At 46.2% G+C, this 14,356-nt stretch carries 12 protein-coding genes and 9 tRNA genes; 19 read left to right on the forward strand and 2 right to left on the reverse strand.

All coding sequences use genetic code 11. The features are described 5' to 3' along the window. The first annotated feature begins 3 nt into the window (after positions 1–3). The 10 genes from ACM6JA_RS12780 (at position 4) to rocF (ending at position 1,934) form a co-directional block, all read left to right on the forward strand. Positions 4–76, forward strand: a tRNA-Thr gene (locus ACM6JA_RS12780). Positions 77–98: 22 nt separating this feature from the next. Continuing rightward, positions 99–172: transfer RNA gene (locus tag ACM6JA_RS12785), tRNA-Glu, on the forward strand. 86 nt (positions 173–258) lie between these two features. Beyond that, positions 259–334, forward strand: a tRNA-Val gene (locus tag ACM6JA_RS12790). A gap of 8 nt (positions 335–342) precedes the next feature. After that, positions 343–427, forward strand: a tRNA-Tyr gene (locus ACM6JA_RS12795). 20 nt (positions 428–447) lie between these two features. Beyond that, positions 448–522, forward strand: a tRNA-Gln gene (locus ACM6JA_RS12800). Positions 523–528: 6 nt separating this feature from the next. Next, a tRNA-Lys gene (locus ACM6JA_RS12805) sits at positions 529–604 on the forward strand. 21 nt (positions 605–625) lie between these two features. Further along, positions 626–702 (forward strand) — tRNA-Arg (locus ACM6JA_RS12810). 5 nt (positions 703–707) lie between these two features. Further along, positions 708–784 (forward strand) — tRNA-Pro (locus ACM6JA_RS12815). A gap of 8 nt (positions 785–792) precedes the next feature. Further along, a tRNA-Gly gene (locus ACM6JA_RS12820) sits at positions 793–866 on the forward strand. A gap of 171 nt (positions 867–1,037) precedes the next feature. Next, on the forward strand, positions 1,038–1,934 hold the full coding sequence (gene rocF / locus ACM6JA_RS12825; protein WP_012684013.1) for an arginase: 897 nt from the start codon (positions 1,038–1,040) through the stop codon (positions 1,932–1,934). A gap of 93 nt (positions 1,935–2,027) precedes the next feature. On the opposite strand, the gene ACM6JA_RS12830 is transcribed toward rocF, so the two are convergent. Then, positions 2,028–2,186: an aspartyl-phosphate phosphatase Spo0E family protein gene (locus tag ACM6JA_RS12830; protein WP_007725277.1), complete on the reverse strand. Its 159-nt coding sequence runs from the start codon at positions 2,184–2,186 to the stop codon at positions 2,028–2,030. 169 nt (positions 2,187–2,355) lie between these two features. Here ACM6JA_RS12830 and sigW point away from each other — a divergent pair, with 169 nt between their 5' ends. From sigW to glmS, 6 genes are all read left to right on the forward strand, one after another. Continuing rightward, entirely contained in the window at positions 2,356–2,919 is a 564-nt protein-coding gene (sigW, locus tag ACM6JA_RS12835; protein ID WP_007725279.1) for an RNA polymerase sigma factor SigW, read from the forward strand. 17 nt (positions 2,920–2,936) lie between these two features. After that, entirely contained in the window at positions 2,937–3,560 is a 624-nt protein-coding gene (locus tag ACM6JA_RS12840) for a zf-HC2 domain-containing protein (protein WP_007725281.1), read from the forward strand. A gap of 105 nt (positions 3,561–3,665) precedes the next feature. Next, entirely contained in the window at positions 3,666–4,490 is an 825-nt protein-coding gene (gene cdaA, locus ACM6JA_RS12845) for a diadenylate cyclase CdaA (RefSeq protein WP_414852591.1), read from the forward strand. Beyond that, positions 4,483–5,730 carry a YbbR-like domain-containing protein gene (locus ACM6JA_RS12850; RefSeq protein WP_007725286.1) on the forward strand — a complete coding sequence of 416 codons (1,248 nt, stop codon included), beginning with the start codon at positions 4,483–4,485 and terminating at the stop codon, positions 5,728–5,730. The genes cdaA and ACM6JA_RS12850 overlap by 8 nt, the downstream gene beginning before the upstream one ends. A gap of 43 nt (positions 5,731–5,773) precedes the next feature. Further along, positions 5,774–7,120, forward strand: a complete 1,347-nt coding sequence (glmM, locus tag ACM6JA_RS12855; RefSeq protein WP_414852592.1) for a phosphoglucosamine mutase — start codon at positions 5,774–5,776, stop codon at positions 7,118–7,120. A 481-nt stretch (positions 7,121–7,601) separates the two neighbouring features. Then, positions 7,602–9,434, forward strand: coding sequence for a glutamine--fructose-6-phosphate transaminase (isomerizing) (glmS, locus tag ACM6JA_RS12860; RefSeq protein ID WP_414852593.1), 1,833 nt, complete (start codon positions 7,602–7,604; stop codon positions 9,432–9,434). A 370-nt stretch (positions 9,435–9,804) separates the two neighbouring features. On the opposite strand, the gene ACM6JA_RS12865 is transcribed toward glmS, so the two are convergent. Further along, the gene (locus ACM6JA_RS12865) at positions 9,805–10,827 is read right to left on the reverse strand and encodes an MBL fold metallo-hydrolase (protein ID WP_414852594.1); all 1,023 of its coding nucleotides are present in this window, start codon (positions 10,825–10,827) and stop codon (positions 9,805–9,807) included. Between the two features lie 164 nt (positions 10,828–10,991). On the opposite strand from ACM6JA_RS12865, the gene ACM6JA_RS12870 reads away from it, so the two are divergent. From ACM6JA_RS12870 to ACM6JA_RS12880, 3 genes are all read left to right on the forward strand, one after another. Next, entirely contained in the window at positions 10,992–12,002 is a 1,011-nt protein-coding gene (locus ACM6JA_RS12870) for a fumarylacetoacetate hydrolase family protein (protein WP_007718587.1), read from the forward strand. 92 nt (positions 12,003–12,094) lie between these two features. Beyond that, on the forward strand, positions 12,095–12,676 hold the full coding sequence (locus ACM6JA_RS12875; RefSeq protein WP_007718588.1) for a TetR/AcrR family transcriptional regulator: 582 nt from the start codon (positions 12,095–12,097) through the stop codon (positions 12,674–12,676). A gap of 710 nt (positions 12,677–13,386) precedes the next feature. Then, positions 13,387–14,259, forward strand: a complete 873-nt coding sequence (locus ACM6JA_RS12880; protein ID WP_414852595.1) for an AraC family transcriptional regulator — start codon at positions 13,387–13,389, stop codon at positions 14,257–14,259. Positions 14,260–14,356: the final 97 nt, after the last annotated feature.

Raw genomic sequence — 14,356 nt, forward strand, 5'->3', positions numbered from 1 at the left:
TATGCTCCTGTAGCTCAGTCGGTAGAGCGTTTCCATGGTAAGGAAGAGGTCGCAGGTTCGATTCCTGTCGGGAGCACCTGAAGTAATCTTATGAAAATGGCCCGTTGGTGAAGCGGTTTAACACAGCAGCCTTTCACGCTGTCATACAGGGGTTCGAATCCCCTACGGGTCACCTAAAAACACCTTAACAGTGGTTAAGGTACCTGCAGAGTTCTCAGAGTATGCTAAGAAGCATACTCGTCACTTTGTCAGGGATTTGGAGGCTTAGCTCAGCTGGGAGAGCATCTGCCTTACAAGCAGAGGGTCGGCGGTTCGATCCCGTCAGCCTCCACCATAAAAAATGGGGAGATAGTGAAGTGGCTAAACACGGCAGACTGTAAATCTGCTCCCTCCGGGTTCGGCGGTTCGAATCCGTCTCTCCCCACCATTTTTTATTTTGCGGGTTGTTGGGGTATAGCCAAGCGGTAAGGCAACGGACTTTGACTCCGTCATTCCTAGGTTCAAATCCTAGTACCCCAGCCATTTTGCGAGCCATTAGCTCAGTTGGTAGAGCATCTGACTTTTAATCAGAGGGTCGAAGGTTCGAGTCCTTCATGGCTCACCAGTTTTTTTAAAATCATAATAGGTGCCCTTAGCTCAGCTGGATAGAGCGTTTGACTACGAATCAAAAGGTCGGGAGTTCGAATCTCTCAGGGCACGCCACTTATCGGGAAGTAGCTCAGCTTGGTAGAGTACTTGGCTTGGGACCAAGGGGTCGCAGGTTCGAATCCTGTCTTCCCGACCATTTTTTATGCGGGTGTAGTTCAATGGTAGAACTCCAGCCTTCCAAGCTGGTCGCGTGGGTTCGATTCCCATCACCCGCTCCATATGCTTATTAGAAACGAGAAACCGACATGGTTGCTCGTTTTTTTGTGTTTTTGACAAAGCTTGTCCGACAGGTTATTTATGCAAAATCATGTCGAGTTGAGTCATTTTGCTTTCCGGGGCTACAATATAGGAGTGGAGAATGAATGAACGAAGGAAAGGGTGGCACTTCTATGAACAAAAACATGAGCATTGTTGGTGTACCGATGGATCTAGGTGCAGACCGCCGCGGAGTTGATATGGGACCTAGCGCTATCCGTTATGCAGGTGTTGTAGCACGCCTGGAAAAGATGGGTTTCAATATTGAAGACCGAGGAGATATTTTTGTAACGCGTCCTCACCATTTCACCGAGACGGAAAACCATAAATACCTGGATGAAGTCGTGGAAGCCAATGAAAAGCTTGCCAATGTTGTAAGCGATATCATGACTGCTGGTCGATTCCCGCTTGTATTGGGTGGCGATCACAGTATTGCCCTTGGAACCATAGCAGGTGTGGCTAAGCACGTAAAAAACCTGGGTGTGATTTGGTTTGATGCTCATGGTGATTTGAATACGGGTGCCACTTCTCCATCGGGAAATATTCACGGTATGCCTTTGGCAGCGAGCTTGGGGTATGGGCATGAGCGTCTGACAAACATTGGGGGTTATACACCAAAGGTAAAGGCAGAAAACGTGGTCATTATCGGTGCGCGTGATCTGGATCAAGGTGAGCGTGAATTGATCAAGCGTATTGGGATGAAGGTATTCACGATGCATGAAATTGATAAATTGGGTATGGCTCGAGTCATGGATGAAGCAATCGCGCATGTGTCCAAAAACACAGATGGCGTGCATTTGAGTCTCGACTTGGATGGACTTGATCCACACGATGCTCCGGGAGTAGGGACGCCAGTAATAGGTGGTATCTCCTATCGTGAAGGGCATGTCTCATTGGAAATGCTGGCAGATGCAGATATTCTTTGTTCTGCAGAATTCGTAGAGGTCAACCCGATTCTTGACCGAGAAAATATGACAGCTCGCGTTGCAGTCGCTTTGATGAGTTCCGTTTTTGGTGATAAATTACTGTAAAATAAATGAAGAGGATCATGAAAAAAGAGAGGCTTTTGGCCCTCTTTTTTTGTTTTTCCGCATCTTTACATTGATGGGGGAAAGCTGTACATTCTAAGGATGGAGTCGAAGTTTATTTAATAGCTGGTCCAGTTGTACACTCAGCGTAACTAATTCTGGAGTAATGCAGGCTTGTTTTTTGTACTGATCGTTGAGTTCTTTTCGCAGCATCTCAATCTCGAGGAGAACGTCTTTTTTTGACAATCGTTGCACTCTCCTTTCCACCCGTGAGATAAATGAGCTATCATTACTTATATATAGAGGAAAGCAAACGCTTATTCCTCTATTTCCCAACAAATTATCTGCACAAACACAAGATTAAAAATGAAACCATATGCAGTATCATCCGTATATAGGATTACGGTATTGTGGGGAGGATCGCATGGATTTTGTAGAGAAACGGTTGACTCAGCGGGCAAAACGCGGAGACCGTGAAGCTTTTGCGGAGTTAATCGAGATTTATAAAGACAAGATATTTCAGCTCGCATATCGTATGGTGGGAAACCGTCAGGATGCAGAGGACATCGCGCAGGAAACATTTTTGCGTGTCTATGCCAATTTGCATTCATACGATGACAACTATAAGTTCTCCACGTGGATCTACAGGATCGCGACCAATCTATGTATCGACCGTGGCCGGAAAAAACGACCTGACTTTTCATTGGATGAAGAAACCGAACCAGGGCAAGGCCTGGACTGGTATTCACGCCTGTCTTCTAACGAGCGAACACCGGAGGACAAAGTCGTAACGCAGGAGCTGCAGGAGACGGTGCAAGATGCTTTGTCTCACTTACAGCCCAAATATCGCTCGATTATGATCTTGCGTTATATCGAGGATTTGTCGTTGCAGGAGATCAGCGATATCGTAAAGCTTCCCATAACGACAATCAAGACGCGTATTCACCGAGGAAGGGAAGCATTACGCAGCAAGTTGCGATTGATGTGAGAAAGGAGAAAATCACGATGGAATGCCGGGATATGATTTGCCTCATTCACGAATATCTAGATGGGGACACTGATGAATTAGCCAATCTGCAATTGCAAACACACATAAAATCTTGTGTGAGTTGTCGCCAGCATATGCATGAGTTGCAGAGAGCCATCGCTTTTGTTCAAAGTGCTTCACATATTCATGTCTCTTCTGATTTTACAGCTCGTGTACTTGCGCAATTGCCTGCGCCGACGAAAGCGAATTTGTTATCAGGATGGCTTCGTAATCATCCGTTTTTGACAGCTGCAGCGGTATTTCTCTTTTTGATGACCGGGAGCGTATTCAACAGTTGGTTTGATCGGGATGACACACTACAAGTATCCTCTGCTAATTTGGATAAATTAAAAATAGATCGTGAACGCAATGTCGTAGTTGTACCAGCAGGAACCAATATTGATGGAGACTTGGTTGTCCGCAACGGAAACGTAGATGTTCGAGGCCATGTAACAGGAAATGTTGTGGCCATTGAAGGAAAAGTGTTCGTGGCATCTACCGCCCAAGTCGTGGGAAATACCGAATCGATCGAAGCAATCGTAGATTGGATTTGGTATGAGGTGAAAAATATTGGAAATGACTTGCTTCCGATCTTGCCATAAGAGAAAATAGAGAGTACAGCTATCAGAGCACGGCAGTGGAGCCGTGCTTTTTCCGCAGGAGATAGACTGACTTCATTAGATGGAGCGAGATATGGGGGCTTCGTTATGATATCGATATCCATGGATTATGGGGATTTGCTACGGTATGCAACGGATATTTTACTCGTTACATACGTGTTCTATAAAATCATCATGCTTATTCGCGGGACGCGCGCTGTACAATTGCTGAAGGGGATTATGGTCATCGTCATCACATGGTTCCTCAGCAAATATTTTCAGCTGACGGCACTGCACGCGCTGATGAATCAAGCTTTTACATTCGGGGTTTTGGCGGTCGTCATCATCTTCCAGCCGGAGTTGCGTCGGGCACTGGAGCAGCTTGGGCGTGGCAAACTTTTTTCCCGTTCAAGCAGTACGCAGGATGACGAGGTGGTTAGCCGCTTGGTTCAAGAGGTGGGCAAATCGGTTACGTACATGGCCAAGCGTCGTATTGGTGCATTGATCGTCATTGAGAGAGAGACGGGTCTAAATGACTACGTGGAAACGGGTATTGGCATTAACGGACGAGTCAGCTCAGAGCTGTTGATTAATATTTTCATCCCGAATACACCGTTGCATGATGGTGCAGTCATTATGCGAAAAGACATGATTATGGCTGCTGCCTGTTATCTTCCACTGTCTGAAAACAATTCCATCTCCAAGGAGTTGGGGACGCGCCATCGAGCGGCAATAGGGCTAAGTGAGGTTTCCGATGGCATTGCGATCATCGTTTCCGAAGAGACTGGTCAGGTGTCCTTTGCCGCGCATGGAGCAATGAATCGCAATCTGACGGAGGCGCAACTGGCAGAGATGCTGACAGAACAGCTTCAGCCTCTGTCTAAAGGCAAATCCATGGGAAGTCGTTGGCAATGGAGGCGAAAACATGGATAAATGGTTAAACAGTCACTGGTTTGCACGTGCTGTTGCTTTGCTTTTGGCTATCATGACGTGGATGATTGTCAATCTGGAAGCCGAACAAACGACGACTCCTGAGGCAAGTCAGCCAACTTTTATTGATAGTGTCAATTTGCATGTGAGATACGATACCGATCGTTATCAGGTGGTTAAGCAGCAACGAACGGTAAAGGTCGCTTTGGAAAGCAATAATCCTTTTTATCGACACAATTTCTTCCCAGAGGAATCGTGGGAAGTGTATGTCGATGCGACGAGCCTGGGCAAAGGAACACATCGAGTACCTGTCCAGTACAAGGGATTCCCGGATGAAGTCAAGGTAGGGATCATCCCGAATATCGTGGAAATTACCTTGGAAGAGAAAAAGACCGTTGAGCGTGAAGTTTCCGTGGAGAAATTGGGACAGGTCGCCCCTGGTTATACGGCTGGAGAGCCTATTGTGAAGCCGTTTAGAGCGCTTGTAAGGGTACCTGAAAGCCAAGTGAATAAGGTAGCAGCAGTTAAGGCTTCGGTTGACCTGGAAGGGGCTACTTCCGCAATCAAAACAACGGTTCCGCTCAAAGTCGTGGACAAGTCTGGTAACGTGATTCAAGGTGCGGATGTGGTGCCACTTACGGTAGAAGTCAACATCCCCGTAACGAGTCCGTTTGCCAAAGTGCCAATCAAATTAAACTTGACGAATGAATTGCCGAATGGCTATAGTTTGGCTAGTATGGGTATGAATGTGGAAGAGGTCACGGTCTATGGACCGAAGGAAGTCATTGATGGCATCAAATCCAACACATACCCAGGGCCGGAAATCGATCTCGGCAACATTACATCAGATCGCGATATAGAGCTAAAGATACCGTTAATGGATAATATTGTGAAGGTGGAGCCGGAGTATTTGACCGTATCGCTGAAAGTCGTTCCATCAACGACCAAGCGTTTGGATAAGATTCCGATTCGCATTAGCGGGCTATCAGAAAGCATGGAAGCAAAGGTACTATCCACCGATGGCCAGGAGATATCTACAATCGACTTCGACGTGATCGGCGCACCTGAAGTGCTGAATCAGTTGAGGCATGAAGACTTGCAGGTCGTAGCAGATGTCAGCAATATGCCGGCGGGTGTATACGAAGTACCATTGAATTACATCTTCAATCAGTCGGAGTATATCAAGACTTCTGCGAGCGCACCGAAAAAGGTCACAATTCAAATCACGAACAAGCAAAGGTAGACATAAGCTGTTGTGTGCACAAGGAAGGAAATGAGGGACAATCATGGGGAAGTATTTCGGAACAGACGGTGTACGCGGTGTAGCAAATACACAACTGACACCCGAACTGGCATTTAAAATCGGACGTGTTGGCGGTTACGTTCTCACCAGACACAAGCAGGAAGGAAAACCAAAAGTTGTGATTGGGCGCGATACGCGCATTTCCGGTCAAATGCTGGAAAACGCACTTTTGGCTGGACTGTTATCGGTTGGAGCAGAAGTGGTCAGATTGGGTGTTATCTCCACCTCGGGGGTAGCGTATCTCACACGTGCACTTGGTGCAGATGCGGGTGTTATGATCTCCGCCTCTCACAATCCGTTTCCGGATAACGGAATCAAGTTCTTCGGCAGCAACGGTTTTAAACTGTCCGACGAAGTGGAAGCTGAAGTAGAACAGTATTTGGACGCGGCAGAGGATACCATACCTCGACCAACAGGCGAACAAATCGGGACGGTTCTGGAATTCCTGGAGGGTGGACAAAAGTACCTCTCTCACTTGAAGAGTACCGTATCTGAGCGATTTGACGGTCTGAAAGTGGTCCTGGACTGTGCAAATGGTGCTGTCTCATCATTGGCAGCTCGTCTGTTTGCGGATGTGGACGCTGAAGTGATCACGATTGGTGCGAATCCGAATGGAATCAACATCAATGACCAGTGCGGTTCAACGCATCCTGAACGTCTAGTAGAAGAAGTTTTGAAGCATAAAGCTGACTTGGGTCTTTCCTTTGATGGGGACGCGGATCGTTGCATTGCAGTAGATGATAATGGTGAAATCATCGACGGCGACTATATTATGGCGATCTGTGCACGAGCACTCAAGGCAAAAGGAAAGCTCAACAACAATACAGTTGTCACGACAGTAATGGCCAACATGGGCTTCTTCAAAGGGATGGAGGAGTGCTCCATCAATACGACGAAGACTGCTGTAGGGGATCGCTATGTAGTAGAAGAGATGCTGCGCGGCGGCTATAATCTCGGTGGCGAACAGTCCGGTCATATCGTCTTCTTGGACTACAATACGACAGGAGACGGTCTGTTAACAGGTCTGCAGCTCTTGAACATTATCAAGGAGTCTGGCAAGCCGTTGTCCGAGCTCAAACAAGTGATGGTCAAGTATCCGCAGCTTCTGATCAATGTCCGTGTAGAGGACAAGTCAAAGCTGAATGGCAATGAAGCTATTGCGCAGGCCATCCGTGAAGTGGAAGAAGATTTGGCTGGCAATGGTCGCGTCCTGGTTCGTCCGTCCGGAACAGAGCCAATCGTACGTGTCATGGCAGAAGGTCCAGATGCGGCACAATTGGAAGGGCTCGTGAATCGGATCGTTGACGTGGTCAAACAAGAGCTGGTGTAAAATTAGTGTTAAAAGTTGCAGGGAGCGGTTTCGATGCCGCTCCCTTTTGCATACAACTACAATACGAAGACGAGATATTGTCGCTCTTCACAAACTGTGGTACAGTGTTCATGTGCGCTAGCACCAAGAAAAGAAAAATGGGAGGGGTTGTGCAAAAAAGAACAAGCATCGTAAATCAAATGCATACCATTGAAAAGCGCCAGCACTGAGGCTGCCCGACATGGAGCCCAGTGGACGAGGTGGAGGTTTATCGAAGGATTCGGCGGATACCTCCCGGCAGCAGTATCACTGCCGCAGAGCGCAGGGACAAAACATCAGGGTGATCTGATGGACAAAACCTTGTGTGTGATACGTTTTTTGCCATTGCTGAAATAGATGAAACAGTATGATCATATAAAAAACATGGAATGGCGGGGGACTCACCCCCGTACCATTGTTCGGGTGGAAGTCCCTCGCCAATTTGGAAGGGGACCATACACTTATGTGCGGAATCGTTGGATATATTGGAAATAAACAAGCGCAAGACATCGTGATCGGAGGACTTCGCAAGCTGGAGTATCGCGGCTATGATTCAGCAGGGGTCGCTGTCGTGAATGCAAACGGATTGGAGTACTCAAAAGCTCAGGGGCGTCTGGCAGTTCTGGAAGGCCGTTTGGAGTCGAATCCATTGACTGGTTCTATGGGAATCGGGCATACACGTTGGGCGACACACGGAAAACCGTCTGACGAGAACTCCCACCCACATACAGACGAGAAATCGGCTTTTGCAGTCGTTCACAACGGGATTATCGAAAACTTCCTGCCATTGAAAGAAGAGCTGCTGGCAAAAGGCTACACGTTCACTTCTGAGACAGATACCGAGGTTATCGCTCACTTGCTCGCGGACATGTACGATGGCGATATCGTTTCTACAGCGCGTCGTGCTGTGCAGCGCATGCGTGGTGCCTATGCATTGGGAATCATGACGGAGCACGAGCCAGATAAGCTGGTAGCGATTCGCTTGGCTAGCCCGTTGGTAGTTGGTGTGGGTCAAGGTGAGAGCTTTATCGGTTCGGATATCCCGGCTATTTTGGAGCATACACGTGACGTGTACATTTTGAACGAAGGCGAAATGGCTGTGTTGACTCGCGATGGTGTGGAACTGATGAACGCAGAGACCGGAGAGAAAATCGAGCGGGAACTGTTCCATGTCGAGTGGGATCTGGTACAAGCGGAAAAAGGCGGATACGATTCCTTCATGCTCAAGGAAATGCACGAGCAGCCTCAAGCTGTTCGCGATACCATGGGTGCCCGCATTGACGAGGACAACAAGCGAGTGATTTTGCCTGAGCTGAAAATGAGCGATGCGGAACTGGCGACATACGATCGCATCTACATCGTGGCATGCGGTACTTCCATGCACGCAGGTCTCGTCGGTAAGGATGTTATCGAAAAATGGACTCGCGTACCTGTAGAGGTAGCAGTCGCTTCCGAGTTCCGTTACCGTGATCCGATCTACACAGACAAGACACTGATGATCGTCATCAGTCAATCTGGTGAGACAGCAGACACGCTGGCTGCGCTGCGCGAGGCGAAGAAGAGCAACGTGAAGGTGTTGGCTATCACCAACGTGGTAGGCAGCTCTGTAGCTCGTGAAGCTGACGAAGTGATCTTTACGTGGGCTGGTCCGGAAGTAGCGGTAGCATCTACGAAAGCATACACCTCCCAAGTCGTTGCCCTGTACTTGTTCAGCCTGTATTTGGCTCAAGTAAAAGGCACCATGGCGGCTGCTGAGGTTGCGGAAGTCGTTGATCACCTGAGCGAGATCCCTGGCAAAATCGCTTCCATGCTGAATGACGATGATCAAATTCGTCGCTTTGCGGAGGGCACGAAAGAGGTAAGCAGCCTGTTCTTCATCGGCCGCAGCCTCGACTATGCGGTATCGCTGGAAGGCTCTCTAAAGCTGAAGGAAATCTCCTACATTCACTCCGAGGCGTATCCAGCTGGTGAGCTGAAGCACGGTACACTTGCGCTGATTGAAGATAATGTTCCAGTTGTAGCTTTGGCTACGCAACCAGACATCTACGAAAAAACGGTAAGCAACATCGTGGAAGTAAAAGCTCGCGGCGCTCATGTACTGGGCTTTGCGACTGAAGGCAACCACGACCTGGCGAAGAGTGTGGATGAGGTCATTTACATGCCAGCCACACTGCCAATGCTTACACCGATTCTGACCGTCATTCCATTGCAATTGCTAGCTTACTACGCTTCTGTCGCTCGCGGCCTTGATGTGGATAAACCACGGAACTTGGCGAAGAGTGTGACGGTTGAGTAGGGTTGAAGGGAATAAGAACATCCTGATGTTCCGTACAAATAAAGTTGTAGACTGTAAAATAAAGTACTAGACCGAAAAATAAAGTACTAGACTGAGAAATAAAGTGTTAGACTGGCGCCAGTTATTCAACTAACGGACAGTTTAGTCGCCAAAAGTCTTGGAATCACAATAAAGAAGAGAAATACACTAAACATCAAATTTGGTTATATCGTTTTAGAAGAGTTCTACTAATAAGTCCATTTCCATTTTTCTACATTGTCGGTTCTAAGGCGCCGATTTTAATTCCGTGGAACAATTCAAAAAACGGCCGCTGTTCGCATTATTTGCGACAGGACCGTTTTTTGTTTTTTCGTACGCTAGCTTCAAATTGCTATTCTTGCCAAACACTCATAGGGTCCCATTGTTTGATCTGATCGCCATATTTTCCGGCCAAAAAAACTTTCATGTTTTCCAGCTGAGCAGGCACCTCGTTCCAAATTGGAAGGGGTGGTAACCCTCGTTTGCTTTTCAATAGAATATCCACTGTAACATACAAGCGTTCTGGCTGAATCCAATGAAGGAAGCGGGAAATATCAATTTGCTTTGTCAGGGACAAGGAATCAATTTCGTCATTGTAATGCTTGTTGAACTCACTTATCAGGTTCAGGAGGTAGTCTCTCTGCTCCTTCACGAAGTTCACGCCGCAGATGGCACCATGTCCTGGAACAACGATTTCGGGTTTAATTTCATCAATAATGCGATCAAGCACTTTAACCCAATTGAGGGTTCCCTCTTCGCTGTATGCCGTACAACCGTTAAACACGACATCGCCAGCGAACAGCACTTTTTCTTTTGGCATCCACAGCAGCAAGTCACTGTCAGAGTGGGCCGGAGCTACGTTGTAAATCATAACTTCTGTATCGCCAAGACGGATGTTGATATCGTCCTTTATCTCAATATTCGGGAGCACCCATTCTACGCCTTCCAGGTCGAATCCTTCAAATTCCGCTGCAAAAAACCTCTCGCCCGAAGTCGATTCCGGTGAATCCTTTCCTCTTCTGATGACGCTATCCATCCAGGCGATATTTTCGGTGAAACGCTCTCTGGACGCTTCCTTGTGCATAATAATACAAGAATCTTTAAACACTTTGTTTCCCCAGGCATGGTCGCTGTTATAGTGCGAGTTAACCACATATGCGGGAGAGCCACCGTTGCTTACTTCCGTAAAAGCCTCCCGCATTTCCCGCGCATGGAACAAATCGAAGAACGTGTCATACACCAGCCCTTCACCCTTGTTGATGAACCCGGCATTGGCCCAACTGATGCCGCGATATGGCGAAATACCGGCGAAGACGCCATCTGCAACTTCAAAAAATTTCACGCGAGGTTTTTGGATAATACGTCCATACTTCATGAAGATTCTCCTTTGCGTCTATGTTTTGGGGTAAGGCATACGAACTATGTCTGTATTATAGAGAATGGAAAACAGAAATGCAAGCGTGCGCTTGCGTGCATTTACTCAGTGCTTTATGATAGTGATAGAACAACATCACATTACATGGATGGAGGCGCTGCAACATGAAGCTAGTAACCTTTCAAACGAAGACATCCCAGGAACCTTTGTTTGGGCTTGTAATTAACGAGGAATTTGTTGTGTCTTTTTATGCAATCATGAAAAAGCAGGGAACATTCTTTGACAGTCTTGAAAGTATGGAAAGCTATCTTCATTATTTGCCAGCAAGTTATGATGCCGCTAAGGAATTGATGCAATATGCTATCGAACAGTCGCATCAATTCAGTGAAAATGAAATCTGCCCGATTACAGCGGTAAAACTGCTCCCGCCGGTTCCGAATCCGGCTGCGCTTATCGATTTCGGGCTGACGCCAAGACATCTGAGAAATGCTGGCGTAAATCTGCTGCAAAGAGAATATACAGGACCGGAAAGAGAAGAGCTTAAACAAAAAATTACCGAAAAATTTCAGGGAGATCCGAATAAAGTAATCTTCAGTTATTACAAGTGTAACCATAATGCATTAATTGGTGATGGGGATACGATTCATTGGCCTTCGTATTCTTCCTACCTGGATATCGAACCGGAGCTGGCCTTTGTTACAGGGAAGGGGAATTGCATTGCAGGTTATGTTATTTTTAACGACAATACAGTCCGTGATGTGCAGTGGCCGGATTTCCAAGCACTAACCGGACCGACGCGCTGCAAAGATTTTGATCGCAGCAAAGGAATAGGACCATTTCTGGTTACGCCGGATGAAATTGACAACCCGCTGGGACTGGATGTGGATGTACGCATCGGAGAGAGACTGCACTGGAAGGGAAGCACATCCGAGTATTCTGCACACCCTGCAAAAGTGATGGAGGAGGTTCTCAAAGTTTTCACGCCGGTCCCGGGCACGATTATAGGAATGGGGACGATACCGGATTGCTGCGCAATCGAGACTGAACAATGGTTGTTGCCCTCTGATCGAATCCAGATTACATTCGGGAAATTAGGTACACTCACGCAATTGGTGCCTGATCATGTAAAAATTACGGAACCAAGCCGCTGGGAAAAAAGAAGCGATTTACCTTAAATAAACGTTTATGAAAATGATGAAACCCGATCCTGCTGAAAATGCAAAACTTGTAGTAGAATAGGTTTAACATATGCAAAAGGAGAAATACAATGCATACTTCAGACAGAATCATTGAAGCCGCTACAGGACTCATCAAAAGGAAGGGCTATCGGGGAGTAAGCACCAGAGCCATTGCAGCGGAAGCTAATGTCAATGAATCTACGATTTTTCGGCAATTTGGAAGCAAGCAAGGCATACTGGAAGCCATCATTGAAAGCCACTCGGATTTCCCGCAATTTGAGAAGCTGTTAAAAGAGGACGCAACCGATAATCCGGAAGTCGATCTGCTGAATGTAAGCCGGCAGTACCGTTTGTTTTTCCATAAAAATGAGGATATCATTTTGATTTGCATCCGCGAAAAAGGAATGCTTCCCGAATTGGACAGAGTGCTGGCCGATCCGCCAGTGAAGCTGCACTCTTTGCTGGTTGAATATTTTGAGCGCCTACAGAAGAAAAAAGTTATAGCCAAACAGGATGAACGTCTTGCCGCCATGTCTTTTCTCTCGATGTGCTACGGATTTCAGATGAGCGAGCTAATTCACCGACAATATCAGTCTCAACTCGTCACCGGGGAAGAGTTCTATAAGTACAGTGTCTCATTGTTTGTTAAAGGAATTTTGTCTCAGTCATAAGCTTTGTTGATTTATTTAAATATGCCGAAGACTGCTTGCGCAGCTCTAACTCTAGAACAAGGCGCTATCGGGTATCGATAGCTCAATAAACCAGGCCAGTCTAACACTTTATTTTGTGTTTTGACTGGCCTTTTTGAATGGAAGGATTGAATAGTCTAATACCTATTTTTCTTAGGTAAAGAGCTTTTTTAGACAGTAATAGCACCAAATCAACAACAGTAGTCTAATACTTTATTTTCTCTGAACACCTGATTCATTACAATAAAGTATTGTTCTAAGCAATAAACTTTTGCTCCAAGATAACTTCTAACAATAAAGTTATGTTTTAAACGAAATAAAGTTGGCAGTAAAAATATAAGTTCAGTTAATAATTAATGTTGTCACTTCTTATATTTAAGTTTATCACCTGATTATAAGTAAAAGTGACAAATGACATCTGAAACCTGTTATGACAAATGGTTGTCATAACAGGTTTTTTTGAGCTTTCTAAATAATTGTTAGTACTCAATGTTTTAGACTGGGAAAATATAGTATTAGACTGACGATGGGGCATTAAGCTAACGAGCAGAATAGCTGAAAAAAGAATGGTAATCCCTCATATCGAGTCTCTGTTCATCGAAACATGAAAAACCCTACAAAATCGTGCAGAAAAAGTCGGGAAGGTAAAAACCATCTCTGCTATCCTTTGATTAACGAGGGGAGGCTACGTCATGAATATGCTGGCACAACTGAACAAAGCTTTAAACTATATTGAGGAGAACCTGACAAATCCTGTTGATTATCAGGAGGTTGTGAAAATAGCCTGCTGTTCGGAATACCATTTTACTCGCATGTTCTCATTCCTAGCAGGCATTACTCTGTCGGAATACATCCGTCGTCGACGTCTAACTTTGGCAGCACTCGAGCTTTCACAAAGTGATATCAAAATTATCGATGCCGCTCTGAAATATGGTTATAATTCGCCTGATTCCTTTTCTAGGGCTTTCCATAGCATGCATGGGATTAGCCCTTCGGAAGCTCGGGTCCATGGACATTCCCTTAAGGCTTTCCCTCGGATGGTGTTTCAGCTGACTATCAAAGGAGGAAATGAAATGATTTACCGTATTGAAAACAAAGAATCTTTTCACATCGTGGGGATAAAAAAACGGGTACCAATCATTTTCCAAGGGGTCAATCCGGAGATTGCATCGATGTATGAAGGGTTGACGCTGGAAATGATTGATGAGATGAAGAGATTTTCTGATGTTGAGCCTTCAGGGTTTATAAGCGCCTCTACAAATTTCTCTGAAGGGCGTATGGAGGAAAAGGGAGAGTTCGATCATTATATTGGCGTTGCCACTACGAAAGACGCATGGAATGGCTTAGATCAGCTGGAAGTGACGGCCTCTACGTGGGCTGTATTCACAGTCGTCGGCTCTTTTCCGAGTGCGCTACAAGAGATCTGGGGGCGAATATATTCGGAATGGTTTCCGTCATCGGGATATGAGCTAAGTAAAGGGCCTGAAATTCTTTGGAATGAGCACAAAGATATCACATCGCCAAATTTTAAAAGCGAAATATGGATGCCCATCAAAAAGAAATAAAAGCATTGGCTGCATTAACGGGAACGATAGCTTAATAAATAACTAAAACGCGGCTGCCGGTATAGATATAGATCGGCAGCCGATCTGCGCTAACGGG

The organism is Brevibacillus sp. IT-7CA2, from assembly GCF_949767855.1.
Classification (GTDB): Bacteria; Bacillota; Bacilli; order Brevibacillales; family Brevibacillaceae; genus Brevibacillus.